The sequence below is a fragment of the Pseudomonadota bacterium genome (genome assembly GCA_023229365.1).
GTDB lineage: Bacteria > Myxococcota_A > Polyangia > JAAYKL01 > JAAYKL01 > JALNZK01.
Genome location: JALNZK010000036.1, coordinates 1 through 17345, shown reverse-complemented (window position 1 = coordinate 17345; position 17345 = coordinate 1). Strand labels below are relative to the sequence as shown.

Genomic DNA, 17345 nt, shown 5'->3' with positions numbered 1-17345 from the left:
CCTCAGTTGAGCGTATAGCCGGTCACGGTCTGGACCGACATGTCGTCCAAGTCGATGAAAGTCATCCGCCCGGCCGGGTGGTCCTGGGCGATGAACACGCTGTTCGTCCCCGAGGCGTACCCCGCCGCCGTGGGGGGCGAGCCGAGCTCGAGCGCGTCCACGATGAAGGTCTGGAGGTTCATGATCTGCGTCTCCTTGAGCGCGTCGGCGTCGTCCCGCAGCAGCGTGAAGCCGTAGTCGCCGTCCGGCGTGAGCAGGAGCTGGCCGGGCTCGACCGGGACCTGCTGGAACTTGAGCTGCAGCTCGGGCAGCTTGACGAGCGTGTAGGCGAACGGCTGCTCGCCGGCGGAGGAGGCGACCTGCACGTGCATGGCGACCGCCGTGTCGCCGTTCGGGCTCGAGGTCACAGTCTCGATCTTCCGCTCGAGCAGGACCGACGACAGCTCCCACACCGATCCCGTGCGCGTCATCGAAGTCAGGACGCGCTGGTCGTGCTCGTCGCCGCCGGTCGTCGTGTACAGGAGCGCGGTCTGGCCGTCCGGCGCGATCGTCGCCACGCCGCAGACGAGCTCCCCGACCGAGACGTAGGTGAACGGATCGACGAGCGGATCCGCGGGCAGCGGGAGGTCGAACAGCGCGATCTCGCCCTCCTCCCGGAGGGTGAACATGCCGAACGTGCCGTCCGGCGAGATGTCGAGGTCGGTCGGCGGGCCGTGCAGCGTGTAGGTGCGCACGTCGTCCGCGCCGTCGAGCGCCGCGGACATGACGTCGGCGCCGTTCTGGTAGTACCCGAGCGCGGTCTGTCCGCTCGGGTCGATGGCGATCTCCCACGTCTCCGGATCGACGGTCACCGGGTCGAACATCTCCACGAGCGGCGGGATGCCGACGACCTCGAGCGAGTCGAGCGCGATGACGTTGATCCCGTCCTCGTTGACGACGAACGCCCGGGTCGCGTCCGTATTGAACTGCACGCGCACCGGGTGCATGCCGACCGTCATGTCGTAGGCCTGCTCCGCGCCCGCGGCGGTCTCGATCACCGTGATCTCCTGATCCGTGCCGGGCGGCCCGGACCACTCCGCGAACCGGGCGTCGTAGTAGGCGATGACGAACGCGCCGTTCTCGGAGCCGACGATCGCGTTGGTGTCCGGCCGGATGTCGATGTCGGTCTTCCCGGGCGCGCCGTCTTCGTCCACCCGGAGGATCGAGACCTCGTCGGAATCGAGGTTGATCACCGCGGCCGCGTTGGCCTCGCCGAGCGCCACGAGCTGCGTCGGGCGCGCGCCGACCTCCACGATCTCGATGAGCAGGGTCTCGGAGTCGACGACCGCCACCGCGTCGTGCGCCTCGTCGGCGATGAACACGTACCGCCCCGACCCCTCGGGGACCATGTAGTTCGCCTCCTCCTCCTCCTCGGGATCCGTGTCGATGTCGCTGTCCGAGTCCGCGTCGCCGTCCGCGTCGCCGTCCGAGTCGGCGTCCGAGTCGGCGTCCGTATCGCCGTCCGCGTCCGCGTCCGCGGCCATGCCGTCGTCCATGGCGGCGTCGCCGGCCGAGCAGGCGCCGAGCGCGGCGGCGAGCCCAACCGCGATCCAGATAATGGCTATGTTCCTCAAGATCGGCCTCCTTTGGGTGCGTCGGTTCTTTTCAGAACCCGACATGCAACCGAAATGCCAAGCGTCCATCGGGCGCCCATGCGAGTGTATCCCATATTCATTTCAAGGATGTGCGTTTCGTCGCGCGCGCGGACGGTGTGCCATTCTGCGCCACCCGCCCCCCGCGCCGCGCGGAATGCGGAAAGAAATGTCAGGATCTGGGTCCTTGTCCGGATGGGCCACCCGGCGATACCTTGTGGGGCATGGGCCTGGGTCGCATCGGAGCTTCGGCGCTCGCTACCGCACTGGCGCTCGCGCTGGCGCCAGGAGCGCGCGCCGAGGTCGCGGCCGAGGCCGAGGAGGTCGCGGCGCCCGAGTCGCCGTTCGCGCTGCGCGCCGAGGTCGACGCGCCGGTCCTCCTGTCGGCGACCGCGATCTGGGCGCTGCCGAAGCTGTTCCAGGACGTGCTCGCGCAGGGCGGCTGCCTCCCGTGCGATCCCGACGACGTCAACGCGTTCGACAGGACGGCCATCGGCTTCTACGACGGCGGCGCGCGCATCGCCTCCCACGTGGGCGCCGTCGGGCTGCCGGTGCTCGCCGGGCTCGGGTCGCTCCTCGACGTGAAGCCGTTCGGCTGGTCGGCCGCGCTCGAGGACGTCGTGATCGTGGCCGAGTCGATCGCCATCTCCGGCGCCGTGACCGGGATCGTGAAGAACCTGGCCCAGAGGCCGCGCCCATACATGTACGTCGAGGAAACGGCCGAGGAGAAGGGCGCCGCACGGGAGAACTACCTCTCGTTCTACTCCGGGCACACCTCCACCGCGTTCTCGGCGGTCGTGTCGTTCGCGTACCTCTTCTCGGTGCGGCGCCCGGACAGCCCGTGGCGGTACGCGGTGTGGGGGATCGGGATCGCCGCGGCCTCCGCGGTCGGGGTGTGCCGCGTGCTCTCGGGCGCGCACTTCTGGACCGACGTCGTCACGAGCGCTGCGGTGAGCAGCGCGATCGGGCTCGTCACGCCGGTCTTGCACCTGCGCCGGAGAGGGGCGCGCGCGGACGGCCCCGAGGCCCGTGCGACGGCGGGCCCCGGGTACGCTTCTTTCTATGTCCGGTTCTAGGCGGGCGGGGGCGCGGCGGGCTCGGCCGGAGCGGCCGGGGCCTCGGGCTCGGCCGGAGCGGCCGGCTCGGCGGCCGGAGGCGCGGGCGTCTCGGTCGCGGCGGCGGTCTCCTCTGCCGCGGCGGCCGCGGGCTCCGGCTCGGCCGCGGGGCACGCCGGGCACTCGGGGCACGGCGGCGGCGGCGGCGCCTCGCCACCCACGACGTTGAACGTGAGCGAGATCATGAGGCCGTTGACGATCTGCCACTGGTCGACGAGCAGCGGCTGCTTGACCGCGCTGAACGAGTAATCGACGGACATCCACTCCGCGACCTTGACGCCGAGCAGCGCGCCGAACTCCATGTTCAGAAGCTCGATGCCTTCGAGATCCGTGTCGGCGTTGTGGTAGACCGGCTGCATGAACTGCGCGTTCAGCCCGTACGTGACCATCTGGCGGACCGTGCCGGTGAGCCCGATCCCGACCTCCGGGCCGAGCTGCACCGCGTCCTGCATCTGCCGCAGCTCGAGGAGGTCGACCGTGTCCTTGTTGTCATCGACGTAGTACCCGTCCCGCACGAACGTCTCCCAAGCCCCGAACCCGACGCGGATGTCGAGCTTGGCCTCGGGCTTGTCGATGGGCATCGCGAACAGGCCGACCGCCTCCTTGAGGGTGAGCGGCGCGAACGCGCCGGTGAGGCTGATCTGCCGGTTCGCCGGCATGTTCTCGACCCGCGGGTGATCCGCGTCGATCGCGTTGCCCTCGGCGTCGACCGGCCGCGTCGCGTCGTACTCGCTGAACGTCAGCTGCTCGTCGTTGTCCAGGCGCAGCACGTTCGTGGCCGTGGGCCGCACGTCGTAGCCGGGCAGCATCGGCGTGGTCAGGCGGAACGACATGAACGGGCCGAGCCAGGGCACGGCCGGGATGTGGTAGAGGTACGACGACTTGAAATCGATGACGTCGAGGCTCTTGACCAGCGAGTCCACCGCCGGCGTCTTGTTGTACGAGAGCTGCATGAGGAGCGTGTTCGCCCACTCGTGCTCCTTCGTGTCGTTCAGGTAGCCGAGCCCGGCGTTGATGAGGTAGCCGAAGCTCACGGTGACGCCGTCCACCGTCCCCGGCACCCCCTTGGTGTGGCTGAGGGAGAAGTTCGCCGCCGCCTTGAGCAGCGGGTGCCAGCCCGACTCGGCGGCGCCGGTCTTCATCTCGTCCGTCGACTCGGGGATGACGGTCGGGTCTTCCTGGGCGCCGGCGAGCCCGGGGACCGCGACGAGCGCGGCGATGACGAAGCACGACGCGAGCAACCAACGTTTCTCCATGGCGGCGCTCCTTTCTGAAAAACCTTGTCGTTCAGGAAGATACGATGCGCCAACTATAGTCGGATCGACGCGAAGTGCAAGTATCCTCCCCCCCGCCGCGGCGACGAAGTATTTGCGAGGACCCGAGCTCCCCGATACAACGGGGCGAGGAGGTGATCCCATGCTTCAACCACGAACCGCGCCGGTCTGCCTCGCGGCGGCCGCCGCGCTCGCCGCCGCCTGCGGGCCGGGCGTCAAGATGCCGGCGGTCAACGAGCCGCTCGACAGCGCCGCGTGGACCGAGTGCGCGGGCGACGCCGAGCAGCGCGAGTCGGTCGCGATGATCGACGATCTCACGCTGGACGCGCAGCGGCTCGTCTGCCGCGCGGTCACGCTCGCCGCGGCCGGCAAGACGGACGAGGCGCTCGATCTGCTCACCGAGGCGGGCGTCCGCGACAAGAAGGACCACCGGCCCCACTACCTCGCGGGACGGATCCTCGCCGACGCCGGGAGGTACGAGGAGGCGCTCACCGCTTTCCAGAAGTCCGCGGAGCGCTACCCGTCCATGGAGGTGCCGACCGAGCGGTTCGGGCGGCAGGTGCGGGAGCGCGACGGCGACGCCGCGGCGCTGTCGTTCGTGACCAAGGCCGACGGCCGGGGCCTGTGCCCGTACGGCTGCCAGGGGCTGCGCGCCGAGCTCCACCACGCGGCGGGCGAGGACGCGAAGGCCAAGGAGATCTACGAGAAGATGGTGAAGGCCGATCCGGCCGAGCCGGCGGGGCACGTCGGGCTCGCCTCGCTCGCGAACGCGGCCGGCGACTACCTCGCGGAGTCGGAGCTGCTCACCCGGGCGACGGAAGCGGCGGGCTTCAAGGAGCTCGGCCCCGAGGCCCAGGCGAACGTCCACTACAGCCACGCGTTCTCGCGGTACAACGCGCGGAAGTACAAGGGCGCGGTGAAGTCGATCGACCGCGCGATCGAGCTCAAGGGCGACCGCGCGGACTGGTGGATGCTCTCGGGCTGGATCCATCTCAAGCTCGAGGATCCGGCGGTCGCGCTCGTCAAGTTCGAGAAGGCCGCGGCGCTCGACGCGGAGCTCGCGGCGGCGCACGCCGGGCGCGGCGACGCCATGCTCGCTCTCGGCCGCACGCAGGACGCGATCGTCGCCTACCAGCGCGCGAAGGGGCTCGACGCGGGCAACGCGGTGATCGTCCTCAAGCTCGCGAAGGCGAAGGCCAAGGCCGGCGCGGCGGACGAGGCGAAGGCGCTCTTCGACGAGGCGGTCGCGCTCGACAAGGAGCACCTGCCCGCGGATCTCCTCAAGGAGGTCTCGGCGCTCGTCAACGCACCATCCGGCAGCTGATCTCCCCTTCACTGTCCACTTCGTCCATTCCGTCCATTTCGTCCACCCCTCCCCTCATCCTCCTCTCGCGTGAGCTGTTTCCGCTGTAAGATGTACTCTTGATGACGGACGCACCCGAACATCGACAAGGAGCGGTCATGCGCACACGGTGGATCTTCGTTTCGTTTCTGCTCGCCGCCGGGGTCTCGGCGGCGTGCGACGAGGGGACGCTCGAGACCTACACCCCGGTCCGCCAGCACGGCATCGTGAACGGGGAGACCGAGGAGGGGTTCCCGTCGACGGTGGCGCTCGGGGCCGACTTCGGCGGCCCCACGGCGATGTGCACCGGCAACCTGCTCACGCCGCGGGTGATCATCTCCGCCGCGCACTGCGGCGACGGCATCCCGATCGAGATGATCCAGAGCCTCGGCGTCGCCTTCTTCGGCACCTACGTCGCCTCCGCGGACGCGGCGATCGGCTTCGACAACCTCGTCATCCACCCGGACTACGTGGAGCTCGACAACACGATCGGCGAGCTCGGCCAGTTCGACCTGAGCATCTTCGTGCTCAAGGAGGACGCCCCGGTCGAGCCCACCTGGTTCAACCGGGTGGCGATCACGGACGAGGACATCGAGGCGGAGCTCAAGTCCGTGGGCTTCGGGATCACCGGGCCGGACAACGACGACTCGGGCACCAAGCGCTCCGCGACGCTCCTGCTCGCCGAGTACGACGACAACTTCCTCATCAGCAAGAACTTCTACAACCCGAACAACGCGAACATCTGCAGCGGCGACTCGGGCGGGCCGCAGTTCTTCTTCAGGGACGGCTTCTGGGTCGAGGGTGCGGTCCACTCGTGGGGCGATCAGTACTGCGCGGTCGAGTCCGGCTCGACCCGCGTGGACATCGCGACCGAGTGGATCCTCGATCAGATCGAGGACGTGCACGGCTCGCGCGACGTCTGCGAGATCAACGGCTGGTACGACGACGGCGTGTGCCACCCGTTCTGCGACGAGGCCGATCCGGACTGCGTGCCGGACGCCGGCCCCGAGGACGACGGGGGCGTCACGGCGGACGCGGGCGCGGACGCGGGAGACGACTCGGGCCTGACCGGCGGCTGCGGCTGCTCGATCTCGCAGCGCTCCTCGTCCGGCCTGCTCTCCGCCCTCCTGTTCTCGCTGATCGCGGGGCTCATCCTCGTCCGCCGCCGCAGGCGCCGCTAGCCGCCGGAGAGTGAAAACCGGCCTCGTCCTCTCCGCCTCCCGTCCACTCCGTCCACTCCGTCCACTTGGTCCATCTCGTCCATTCCCCTCCCTCTCCTACGGCCCGCCGTCCGGCGCCGCCGCGCCGCCGACCGGGACCGGCTCCACGGGCGCAAGCTCGAGCGCGACGAACCTCTCGTACGCGGCCTTGATCTTCGCGAGCTCCTCGGGCCGGCTCTCGGCGAGGGAGTCCCCGCGCTCGTAGTCGTCCGTGAGCTCGTACAGGCGGTACGTGCCCGAGTCCTCCAGGTGGTGGAGCTTCCAGCCGCCGTCGATGAAGACGCGGCGGGCCGAGTAGTAGGGGTTCTTCGGCTGGTCGGCGACGATCGGCCGCGCGGGGAGCTCCTGCCCCGCGACCCAGTCGGGGAGGAGGCTGCGGCCGTGCGTGCCCGCAGGGATCGGCGCGCCGAAGAGATCGAGGATCGTCGGGAACAGGTCCACGAGGCTCGTCTGCCGCGCGATCCGCTTCGCCGCGACGCCCGGGCCGACGACCGCGAGCGGCACGCGGATCACCTCTTCCCACAGCTCCCTGCCGTGGCAAAACAGGTGGTGCTCACCGAACGCCTCGCCGTGGTCGCCGGTCACGACCACGATCGTCCGCGCCGCGGCGGGACCCTTCGCGATCTCGTCGAGCAGGCGGCCGACGTGGTGGTCGGTGTACAAAAGCTCCTGATCGTACATGTCGCGCCGCGAGTCGCCGAACCGCCGGAACCCCTCGTGCTCGATGTACTCCTTGTGCGGATCCATGTAGTGCACCCAGAGCCAGAACCGGCCCGCGGTGTTCTCGGGCTTCCGCAGCCAGCGGAGCGCGGCGGCGGTGACGAAGTGCGAGTTGTACTTCGAGTCGATGTGCCCGGGCCCGGCCGGCTCGGCGCCGACGACCTCCCAGTCCTGGAACCCCTGGCTCCAGCCGTAGTGCTCCTTGAAGAGGAAGTGCGAGAGGACGCCGCCGCAGCGCACGCGCGCGCCGCACACCGCCTCGGCCGCGAACCGCTCGTGCTCGGAGATCTTGACCTCGTGCCGGTCGTTCCGCTGGAGCTCCGACGCGTACTTGCCGGTGAGCATCGGCGGCACGGCCTGCCCGGTGTACGAGCCGAGCCCGTAGGCGCGCTCGTAGACGACGCCTTTCGCCGCGAGCTCGTCGAGGTTCGGCGTCGTCGGCCGCTCGTACCCCATGAACCCCGCGCCGTCGAAGCGGAACGAGTCTATGGTGATCAGCACCAGCGACACGTCCTGCGGGAGCGCGGGCCGCGAGAGCGCGGCCTCGGCTCGCGCCTCGGATGTCCTTTCCTCTGCGGCGTCGGCCTCGAGCGCGGCGAGCTTCAGATCCGCGCCGTCGCAGTCCTCGTCGACGCCGTTGTCCGGGATCTCCCGCGCGCCGGGGCGGATCCTCGCGTCGCGGTCGTCGCAGTCCCGTCCGCCCATGACGGTCGAGTGGCCGTCGCGGTCCCGATCCGCGGCGCGCCGGATCGCCCCCGCGACGAGCCGCGAGACAGCGCCGGCGTCGTCGAGCCGCTCGAGCGCGCGCGGCTCTCCTCTGGCGATCGCGTTCGCCGCGATGGGACCCGCCAGCCCGAGCCCGAGGCAGAGGATCGCGACGAGGGTTCCGCCGCGCCCGCGGCCGGGGAGGAGGAGCCAGAGCGCCGCGCACGCGACCGCGGCCATGACCGCCAGCGCGGCGAGCGGCGCGAGGCCGAGGCCGTCCTTGCGGGCGAACCCCACGAACCCGAAGGCGCCGGTCGCGCCCGGCCCCTCGACGATCGGCGGCACGAGCGCGGCGGCGGCGGCGGCGAGCGCGACGACGAGCGCGGCGGACGGGCGGCGAACGAACGCGAGCCCGGGCGGCAGGCGGTCGAGCAGCGACGCGAGGCCTCGGGCGATCCTGCGCGCGGCCAGAATCCAGATCGCGGCGAACGCGAGCGCCGAGAGGCCGAACGCGAGCCCCGCGAGCCCGTGGTGGTGGAAGCGCGTGAGGAAGAAGAAGGCGATCCTGTAGAGGAGCGCGGCGCCGACGAGGACGAAGATCGCGAGGACGAGGATCGACGCGGAGAGCTTCGCGTCCGAGCGCGCGCCGAGCCTCGCGAGGAAGGCGCGAGGCCGCAGCTCCTCGGGCAGCAGCGCGCGGGCGATCAGCAGGCCGACTCCGACCGCGAGGCCGAGCGGGGCGAGCAGCCCGAGCGCCGCGCCGAGCGCCGGGAGGAACGGCCCGTTCGCGCCGAGCGCCGCCTCGAGCAGGGCCGCGGCGCCCGCGCCCAGGAGGCCCGCGATCACGCCGCTCGCGATCGTCCGCATCATGGGGCGGTCTATAGCACGAATGCCGATGGGGGCGTAGGAAGCAGGAGCGAGCGTCTCGAAGCGAAGTCCTGTCGAAGGTTACGACACCTTACTCCTTACTTCATGCGTGCCAGTACGTCGTCGCGCCGACAAACGCGGTCAGAACCGAGGTCGCTGGCCGACAGCTGTCGATGTCGTGCTTCTTCGCGGACGGACCCTGACTCAGTCCTTGTTCTCCTCGAACTCCGCGTCGATGACGTCGCCGTCCTTGGACTTGGGCGCGCCGCCGGACGAGGCGGTCGGTCCGGAATCCTCGGGGCCGGCGCCGTCGAAGGTGGTCGAAGGTGTCGTAACCTTCCAATTTCCAATTTCCGGCGGTCCAGGCTGCGGTTCTTCGCGTGAAGCGATGCATCGCTGGCGTTTCCGAAAGAGCGGGGAAAATGGAAATTGGAAGGTTACGACACCTTGCCGGACCACCTTGCCGGACCACCTTGCCGGACCTTACCGGTGTCGCGCGGATTGCGTACAATAGGGACGTGAAAGACTCATGCCTCCGACCGTTCGCCATCGCGCTTTTCGCCGTGCTCGGCGCCTTTGGGTGCGCGTGTTCCGATCTCGAAACCGCGCCCGCCGGTCCGATCTCCTACCGTTTGGACATCGACGACGCGTGGTTGGGCTATTTTCCGGGCGTGGATCTGCTCGTGGTGGTGGACACCTCCGCATCGATGGCCGAGGAGCAGGCGATCCTCGCCTCGTCGCTTCATGATCTCGTCGTGGCGCTCACGGCTCCGACTGGGACCGGGCCTTTCGCGGCGATCGACGAGCTGCGCTTCGCGGTCGTGACCTCGAACATGGGCCTCTCCTCGGATGGCGAGGAGAACGACGCATCCTGGCCCGGCGAGGTTCCCGCGGGGTGCACCGGTCTCGGCGACGATGGCATGTTCCAGGGGATCAAGGCGGTAGAGGCAATAATCGGCGGCGACGGTGTCCCGTGCCCGGCGCTCGACGCGCCGTGGGTTGAGACGTCGTGGATCCAACAGGTCGACACCCCCGCCGTGCAGGCCGCGTGCCTCGCGCTGCAGGGCATGGACGGGTGCATGATCCGACAGCCGCTCCAGGCTGCTGTGACGGCTTTCGACCGGGAGGACCAGTGGGGGTTCACTCAACTCAAGCACCTCCTTGCGGTGCTCATCGTGAGCGACGCGGACGACTGCTCGATGCTGAACGGCGAGGCGCTGTTCGCCGAGAGCGAGATCGCGGATCCGGCAGAGATGAAGGCCGGCCTCGCGTGCGGCGAGCATCCGGAGCACCTCTTTCCGGCAAGCCATCTCTATGAAGCCCTCACGGAAAACAAATACATAGGCGGCGTCGTCTTCGCAGCGATCACCGGCGTGCCAAACGAGGGTATCGGGGCCGACACCTGCCAGGGCCGCGGCGACCAGCTGGGCGACTGCCTCGAGCAGGACGCCATGCAACTCGTGCCGGAACAACCGAACGCGCCGGACAATCTCGCCTGGTCGTTCCGTCCGGCGTGCACGCGCAGCGCCGATTCCGAGGAGGTGACGCGGGCCGAGCCGGGCCGTAGGTTCGTGGAGCTCGCCGCAGAAGGATTCGGCAACTTGGGCTACGTCTCCTCGATCTGCAACGCCGACTGGGGCCCGGCCATGGACGGGCTCGCGCGACTGATAGTGGCGCATGCGTGGGTCAGCTGCTTCCAATGGGCGCTGCCGTGGGATGCCTCCGCCAAGACGTCCGAGTGCGACCTCACGGTGGAGTACATCAACGAAGGCGAGACGTGCCCGGCGGTATTCGGCGGCGCATACCCGACCATCAAGAAGGAAGCGTCGGACGATGGGGAGGAAACGACGTACATGTACTGCCCGCTCCCCAAGCTGCCCACAGAGCTCGAGTGCGGCGACATGACCGACGCGCAGCGCGCCGCGATCGCCGGAGGGTTCGGTTGGTTCTACTGCGAGAACCTCGGCGACGAAGACTTCTCCGAGGCGTGCGACGACGGTGTCGACAACGACGGCGACGGGCTGACCGACTGCGGCGACGACCAATGCTCGGACTGTGCGCCGTGCCCAGGCGCCACGGGTTCCGATTGCTCACATGCGTGCCAGTACGTCGTCGCGCCGACAAACGCGGTCAGAACCGAGGTCGCTGGCCGACAGCTGTCGATGTCGTGCTTCTTCGCGGACGGACCCTGACTCAGTCCTTGTTCTCCTCGAACTCCGCGTCGATGACGTCGCCGTCCTTGGACTTGGGCGCGCCGCCGGACGAGGCGGTCGGTCCGGAATCCTCGGGGCCGGCGCCGGGACCCGCGCCCGGATCCTGCGGCCCCTGGGCGGCCGCAGCCTGATACATCACCTCGGCGATCTTGTGCGACGCCTTGGTGAGCTTCTCCATCTCGGCCTCGATCTTCGCGGTCTCGCCGGTGCCGATCGCGGCGCGCAGCGAGGTGATCGCCTCGCGGATGGTCGCCTGGGCGTCCGCCGGGATCTTGTCCTTGTGCTCGTCGAGCGTCTTCTCCGTGGCGTAGGCGAGCTGCTCGGCGCGGTTCTTGATCTCGATGTCCTTGCGCCGCTGCTCGTCCTCGGCCTTGTTCTTCTCGGCGTCCTTGACCATGCGGTCGATCTCCGCGTCCACGAGGCCGGACGACGCGGTGATCGTGATCCGCTGCTCCTTGCCGGTCGCCATGTCCTTGGCGGACACGTTGACGATGCCGTTCGCGTCGATGTCGAACGTCACCTCGATCTTCGGCACGCCGCGCGGCGCCGGCATGAGCCCCTCGAGGTGGAAGCGGCCGAGCGTCCTGTTGTCCCGCGCCATGCTGCGCTCGCCCTGCAGCACGTGGATCTCGACCGACGTCTGGCTGTCCGACGCGGTCGAGTAGATCTCGGCCTTCTTCGCCGGGATCGTCGTGTTGCGCGGGATCATGACGGTCGCCACGCCGCCGAGCGTCTCGACGCCGAGCGAGAGCGGCGTCACGTCGAGCAGCAGGAGATCCTTCACGTCCCCCGAGAGCACGCCCGCCTGGACCGCGGCGCCGAGCGCCACGACCTCGTCCGGGTTCACGCCCTTGTGCGGCTCGCGGCCGAACAGCTCGCCGACCTTCTTCTGCACCATCGGGATGCGCGTCGAGCCGCCGACCAGGACGACCTGGTTGATGTCGCTCGGCCGCTTGTTCGCGTCGGCGAGCGCCTTGCGCGTCGGCTCGAGCGTGCGCTCCACGAGATCCTCGATCATCGACTCGAACTTGGCGCGCGAGAGGCGCAGGTTCATGTGCTTCGGCCCGGAGGCGTCCGCCGTGAGGAACGGCAGGTTGATCTGCGTCTCCATGAGCGCCGACAGCTCGATCTTCGCCTTCTCGGCCGCCTCCTTGAGCCGCTGGAGAACCATCTTGTCCTTGGAGACGTCGATCCCCTGGTCCTTGCGGAACTCGGCGATCAGGTACTCGATCACCCGCTGGTCGATGTTGTCGCCGCCGAGGTGCGTGTCGCCGTTCGTCGAGATCACCTGCACGACGTTGTCGCCGACCTCGAGGATGGAGATGTCGAAGGTGCCGCCGCCGAAGTCGTAGACCGCGATCACCTCGTCCTTCTTCTTGTCGAGGCCGTACGCGAGCGCCGCCGCGGTGGGCTCGTTGACGATGCGCTTCACCTCGAGCCCGGCGATGCGCCCGGCGTCCTTGGTCGCCTGGCGCTGCGAGTCGTTGAAGTACGCGGGCACGGTGATCACCGCCTCGGTGACCTTCTCGCCGAGGTAGTCCTCCGCCGCCTTCTTGAGCTTCATGAGCACGCGCGCGGAGATCTCGGGGGGCGCGAACCTCTTCCCCTTTATCTCGACCTGGGCGTCGCCGTTCGCGGCCTCGACGACCTTGTACGACACCATCGACATCTCCTCGCGGACCTCGCCCTGCTTGCGGCCCATGAACCGCTTGATCGAGAACACGGTGTTCTCGGGGTTCGTGATCGCCTGCCGCTTCGCGATCTGCCCGACGAGGATCTCGCCCTGGTCGTCCCACGCCACGACCGACGGCGTCGTGCGGCCGCCCTCCTCGTTCGCGATGACGATCGGATCCTTGCCCTCGATGACCGCCACGACGCTGTTCGTCGTCCCCAGGTCGATGCCGATGATCTTGCCCATTTCCGCTCCTCCTCACGTCCCCGCGCGAATTCATCGCCGCGCGAGGTGGGCACAATGTAAACACGTACGTCGAGGTGTCAACCGGGCGGCGCGGGAAAACAGCGATCCGAAATTGTCGAAGAATTATGAGCGGTTCATGGGCTGCTGCGCGCCCGGCCGCCTAGGATCCGGACTGGCCGTCGCAGTAGTCCAGGAAGGGGGGCCACCAGGCCAGGAACTCGGCCCAGTCGGACCCGCTCGGATCGATCCATCCCTCGGTCATGTCCCAGATGAGCATGTTCGTGGTGTGCACGGTGTAGATCGTCGGGAAGCCGGTCGGCACCGCCTCGGCTGCCCACTCCTGCGTGGCGTCGTAGAGCACCGTCGCCGGATCCAGGCCGTAGTCAATGGCGAAGTCGGACGCCTCGGATTGGCTCACCGTCCCGTACGACGCGTCCTGCTCCAGAATGGAGATCCACTCCACGTCCCAACCGTTGTCCCCGAGGTAGTCGACGAAATCTTGCTCGCCCACGGCGGCATCGATGCAGTAGGGGCACCACATCGTCGTGAAATCGACGATCACGATCTGGTACGCCGCGCTCCCGTAGAGGTCGCCGAGGCAGCGCTCGGTGCCGTTCGCGTCCGGCAGGCAGATGTTCGGGATGATGTCGCCGTCGTCGGTCCACTCGCCGGTCGTCTCGCCCCACAGCATGGAGGGCGTGAAGCCGTACGGTCCGGCCGGGTAGTCCGAGTCCGCGTCCGTGTCCGCATCCGTGTCCGAGTCCGTGTCCGAGTCCGTGTCCGAGTCCGTGTCCGAATCGGAATCCGTGTCCGAGTCGGCGTCGGAGTCCGAATCCGAGTCCGAGTCGGAGTCGGAATCGGAATCCGAGTCCCCGTCCGAGTCGCTGTCCGAGCCCGATCCGCCCTCGTCGCACCCGAGGCCCGGACCGCCGACGGCGAGCGCCAGCGCCAGAAGAACGATTCGTTTCCAGCTCATGATCTCCCCTTTTTGTTCGTTGCGCGGCCCGACATGGGATCCGGCAACCACCCGTCACTGTGGCACGTTCCGCGCCCGCGCGGTTGAAAATATTTCGGCGCTCGTCCCGGGTTGTGGAAACGGCGAACCCTGTTATATTCACCCTACACGAAGCTGGAGCAGTCTCGGGAGAGGAGCGCGACGTGGCGCGGATTCTCATCGTCGACGATCAGAAGAACATGCGCACGACGCTCGCGATCATGCTGCGCGGCGCGGGCCACGACGTCGCCGAGGGCAAGGACGGCTCGGACGCGGTCGAGGCGATCGACGACGAGGCGTACGACCTCGTGATCACGGATCTGCGGATGGGCAAGGTCGACGGTATCGCGGTGCTCAGGCACGTGCGCGAGGCGAGCCCGCTCAGCGAGGTGATCGTGATGACCGCGTACGGCACGATCGAGACCGCGGTCGAGGCGATGCGGCTCGGCGCGTGGGACTACATCCAGAAGCCGTTCACCGAGGACGAGCTGCTCGTCAAGGTCGACAAGGCGCTCGAGCGGCGCTGGCTGTCCGGCGAGGTGTCGCTGCTCACGCAGGAGTTCAAGGAGCGCTACGCGTTCGAGAACATCATCGGCCGCTCGCAGGCGATGCGCGAGATCCTGACGCGCATCATCAAGATCGCGCCGACCGACACGACCGTGCTGATCACCGGCGAGAGCGGCACCGGCAAGGAGCTGATCGCCAAGGCGATCCACGCGAACTCGAAGCGCGGCAGCCGGCCGTTCGTGCCGGTCAACTGCGCGGCGATCAGCGAGACGCTCCTCGAGAGCGAGCTGTTCGGGCACACGCGCGGCGCGTTCACGGGCGCCGTGAGCACGCGCAAGGGGCTGTTCGAGGAGGCCGAAGGCGGGACCTTCTTCTTCGACGAGATCGGGGAGACGTCGCCGTCGTTCCAGGCCAAGCTGCTGCGCGCGATCCAGGAGCGCGAGATCAAGCGCGTCGGCGACAACAAGTCGATCCAGGTGGACATCCGCGTCATCGCCGCGACCAACCAGGACCTGCAGAAGGCGATCGCCGAGAAGCGGTTCCGAGAGGATCTGTACTACCGGCTCAACGTCGCGCGCTTCCGCGTGCCGCCGCTGCGCGAGCGCCCGGAGGACGTCCCGCTGCTCGTCGAGCACTTCCTCAAGAAGTACTCCAAGGAAATGGGGCGGACCGTTCGCCTCGGCAAGGGCGCGATGGAGCGGCTCATCGCGTACAACTTCCCGGGCAACGTGCGCGAGCTCGAGAACCTCCTCGAGCAGGCGGTGGCGCTGACGGTGGACGGCGAGATCATGCTCGGCGACCTCGTGCCCTCCTCCGAGGACGCGCCCAAGGGGCGCCAGACCCTCGACGACATCGTCTCCGTGACCGAGCGCCAGGCGATCCGCGCGGCGCTCGTGCACTACGAGAGCACGGACGAGGCCGCCGAAGCGCTCGGCCTCTCGCCGACGACGCTCTGGCGCAAGATGAAGAAGCTCGAGATCGACAACCCGCACCGCCGAAGGTAGGCGCCTTTCGCCGAGAGGTCCCATCCGAGTCGCGGTTCCCTCCGCCGGCCGATCGCCTTGACCTCCCGTGGTATCTGTATAGACTACTGTATAGGGGAGGTTCCCATGGGCCAGATCAACATCAACGTGACGCCCGAGTTCGACGCGGCGCTCGCCAGGCTGATGCGCGCGCGCGGCCTCCGCAGCAAGTCGGATGCGATCCGCACCGCCGTCGCCGAGGCGTCGGAGCGGGCCACCGCCGCGGCGCCGGTCGAGGACTTCACGGCGTGGATCGGGCTGGCGCTCGGCGGCGAGGGCAACCCGCGCCCGCGCTTCGCGAGCCACGACGATCTGTGGAGGTAGCCTTTGGTGATCGACACCTCCGCGCTGCTCGCCGTGCTGTTCGACGAGCCCGACGCCGCCTGGGTCGCGCGCAAGCTCAACGAGGAAGCCGGCGAGCTCAAGATGAGCACGGTGAACCTGGCAGAGGCGCTCATCCTCCTGCGCGATCGGCAACCCGGGAACGCGGACCCGCTCGAGGCGCAGCTACTGGCGAGCGGCATCGAGTTCGTTCCGCCCGACGTCGAGCAGGCCCGGATCGCGGCAGCGGCCCGGCTCGCGTACCCGCTGAACCTCGGCGACTGCTTCGCCTACGCCCTCGCGGCGACGGCGCGATGCGCGATCCTCACGCTGGACCGCGACTTCGCCAAGACGGACGCACGCTGCGTGATGCCGCGGGCCCGATCGAAAAATTGACGATCGCCGAGGCGCTCGGCCTCTCGCCGACGACGCTGTGGCGCAAGACGAAGAAGCTTGAGATCGACAATCCGCACCGCCGCCGGTAGAGTCCCCGTCGATGACCATCCTGGACGACCCCAAGCTCCGCTACCTGCGGGAGAACCTCGCGAGCCGCGACACGTTCATCGAGACGCCGTTCGGGCGCAAGCGGCGCGCGTACTTCGACTACATCGCGTCCGGTCTCCCGTTCACGCCCATAGAGGAGCTCCTCCGGACGCGGGTGCTGCCGCACATGGCGAACACGCACACCGAGAGCAACACGTCCGGCCGCCAGATGACCTTCTTCGTGGAGCGGGCGTACGGCAGCGTCACGGCGGCGATCGGCGCAACCGACGACGACGTCCTCGTGTTCACCGGCGCGGGCTCGACCGCCGCGATCAACAGGCTCGTCCTGGCGCTCGGCATCCGCGTGCCGGAGCAGATCTCCCGCGTCTGCGGCTGCGAGACGAAGCTCCCGGCCGAGTGCCGGCCGATCATCTTCCGCTCCATGATGGAGCACCACTCCAACGACCTCGCCTGGCGAGAGACCGTCGGCGAGACGCGGTTCATCGGGTTCGACAAGGTGGGCCGCATCGACTGGCGCGACCTCGACAGGCAGCTCGCGGCGCCCGAGGTCGAGGCGCGCGCGCAGAAGCTCGGCACGTTCTCGGCAGCGTCGAACGTCACCGGCATCCTGAACGACGTGGACGCCCTCGCCCGCGTCATGCACGCGCACGGCGGGAGCGCCTTCTTCGACTACGCCGCCGCGGCGCCGTACGTGAAGATCGACATGCACCCGGGCGGGGATCCCGCGCTCCGCAAGGACGCCATCTTCATCTCGACGCACAAGTTCCTGGGCGGACCGCAGACCCCCGGCATCCTCGCGGCGAACCGCGCCCTGTTCACGAGCAGCGTCCCGGTCGAGCCCGGCGGCGGCACCGTGCTGTACACCTCGCAGTGGGATCACCGGTACCTCGGAGACGTGAAGGTGCGAGAGGCCGGCGGCACGCCGCCTATCGTTCAGATCATCCGGGCGGGGCTCGTGTTCGATCTGAAGCGCTACGTCGGCGAGCGGCTGC

The 17345-nt window shown here is 68.8% G+C and carries 14 protein-coding genes; 8 read left to right on the top strand and 6 right to left on the bottom strand.

Translation table 11 applies throughout. The annotated features are described in order from the left end of the window. Positions 1-2: 2 nt before the first annotated feature. Positions 3-1613 carry a lactonase family protein gene (locus M0R80_15605; GenBank protein MCK9461059.1) on the bottom strand — a complete coding sequence of 537 codons (1611 nt, stop codon included), beginning with the start codon at positions 1611-1613 and terminating at the stop codon, positions 3-5. A gap of 242 nt (positions 1614-1855) precedes the next feature. Between M0R80_15605 and M0R80_15600 the strand changes: the two genes are divergently transcribed. Continuing rightward, positions 1856-2707: a phosphatase PAP2 family protein gene (locus tag M0R80_15600; GenBank protein MCK9461058.1), complete on the top strand. Its 852-nt coding sequence runs from the start codon at positions 1856-1858 to the stop codon at positions 2705-2707. On the opposite strand, the gene M0R80_15595 is transcribed toward M0R80_15600, so the two are convergent. Beyond that, positions 2704-4002 carry a hypothetical protein gene (locus M0R80_15595; protein MCK9461057.1) on the bottom strand — a complete coding sequence of 433 codons (1299 nt, stop codon included), beginning with the start codon at positions 4000-4002 and terminating at the stop codon, positions 2704-2706. The two genes, M0R80_15600 and M0R80_15595, sit on opposite strands and share 4 nt — an antisense overlap. 160 nt (positions 4003-4162) lie before the next feature. On the opposite strand from M0R80_15595, the gene M0R80_15590 reads away from it, so the two are divergent. Continuing rightward, positions 4163-5344: a tetratricopeptide repeat protein gene (locus tag M0R80_15590; protein ID MCK9461056.1), complete on the top strand. Its 1182-nt coding sequence runs from the start codon at positions 4163-4165 to the stop codon at positions 5342-5344. A gap of 137 nt (positions 5345-5481) precedes the next feature. Next, a complete protein-coding gene (locus M0R80_15585) occupies positions 5482-6543 on the top strand; it encodes a trypsin-like serine protease (protein MCK9461055.1) in 1062 nt (353 codons plus the stop codon). A gap of 96 nt (positions 6544-6639) precedes the next feature. Here the strand turns inward: M0R80_15585 and M0R80_15580 are convergent, their stop codons facing one another. Together M0R80_15580 and M0R80_15575 are read right to left on the bottom strand one after the other, a co-directional pair. After that, positions 6640-8877, bottom strand: coding sequence for a sulfatase-like hydrolase/transferase (locus tag M0R80_15580; GenBank protein MCK9461054.1), 2238 nt, complete (start codon positions 8875-8877; stop codon positions 6640-6642). A gap of 201 nt (positions 8878-9078) precedes the next feature. After that, positions 9079-9333 (bottom strand): hypothetical protein, encoded by a 255-nt coding sequence (locus M0R80_15575; GenBank protein ID MCK9461053.1) that lies wholly within the window; start codon positions 9331-9333, stop codon positions 9079-9081. Between the two features lie 59 nt (positions 9334-9392). Here M0R80_15575 and M0R80_15570 point away from each other — a divergent pair, with 59 nt between their 5' ends. Further along, positions 9393-11066, top strand: a complete 1674-nt coding sequence (locus tag M0R80_15570) for a hypothetical protein (protein ID MCK9461052.1) — start codon at positions 9393-9395, stop codon at positions 11064-11066. Between the two features lies 1 nt (position 11067). Here the strand turns inward: M0R80_15570 and dnaK are convergent, their stop codons facing one another. Together dnaK and M0R80_15560 are read right to left on the bottom strand one after the other, a co-directional pair. After that, a complete protein-coding gene (gene dnaK / locus M0R80_15565) occupies positions 11068-13005 on the bottom strand; it encodes a molecular chaperone DnaK (protein ID MCK9461051.1) in 1938 nt (645 codons plus the stop codon). A gap of 160 nt (positions 13006-13165) precedes the next feature. Then, the gene (locus M0R80_15560; GenBank protein MCK9461050.1) at positions 13166-13981 is read right to left on the bottom strand and encodes a redoxin domain-containing protein; all 816 of its coding nucleotides are present in this window, start codon (positions 13979-13981) and stop codon (positions 13166-13168) included. A gap of 182 nt (positions 13982-14163) precedes the next feature. Here M0R80_15560 and M0R80_15555 point away from each other — a divergent pair, with 182 nt between their 5' ends. From M0R80_15555 to M0R80_15540, 4 genes are all read left to right on the top strand, one after another. Beyond that, positions 14164-15510: a sigma-54 dependent transcriptional regulator gene (locus M0R80_15555; protein ID MCK9461049.1), complete on the top strand. Its 1347-nt coding sequence runs from the start codon at positions 14164-14166 to the stop codon at positions 15508-15510. 105 nt (positions 15511-15615) lie between these two features. After that, positions 15616-15852 (top strand): ribbon-helix-helix protein, CopG family, encoded by a 237-nt coding sequence (locus M0R80_15550; protein ID MCK9461048.1) that lies wholly within the window; start codon positions 15616-15618, stop codon positions 15850-15852. A gap of 6 nt (positions 15853-15858) precedes the next feature. Further along, positions 15859-16245, top strand: a complete 387-nt coding sequence (locus tag M0R80_15545; GenBank protein ID MCK9461047.1) for a type II toxin-antitoxin system VapC family toxin — start codon at positions 15859-15861, stop codon at positions 16243-16245. Positions 16246-16345: 100 nt separating this feature from the next. Beyond that, on the top strand, positions 16346-17345 hold a 1000-nt coding region (locus M0R80_15540), incomplete at its 3' end, for an aminotransferase class V-fold PLP-dependent enzyme (protein ID MCK9461046.1).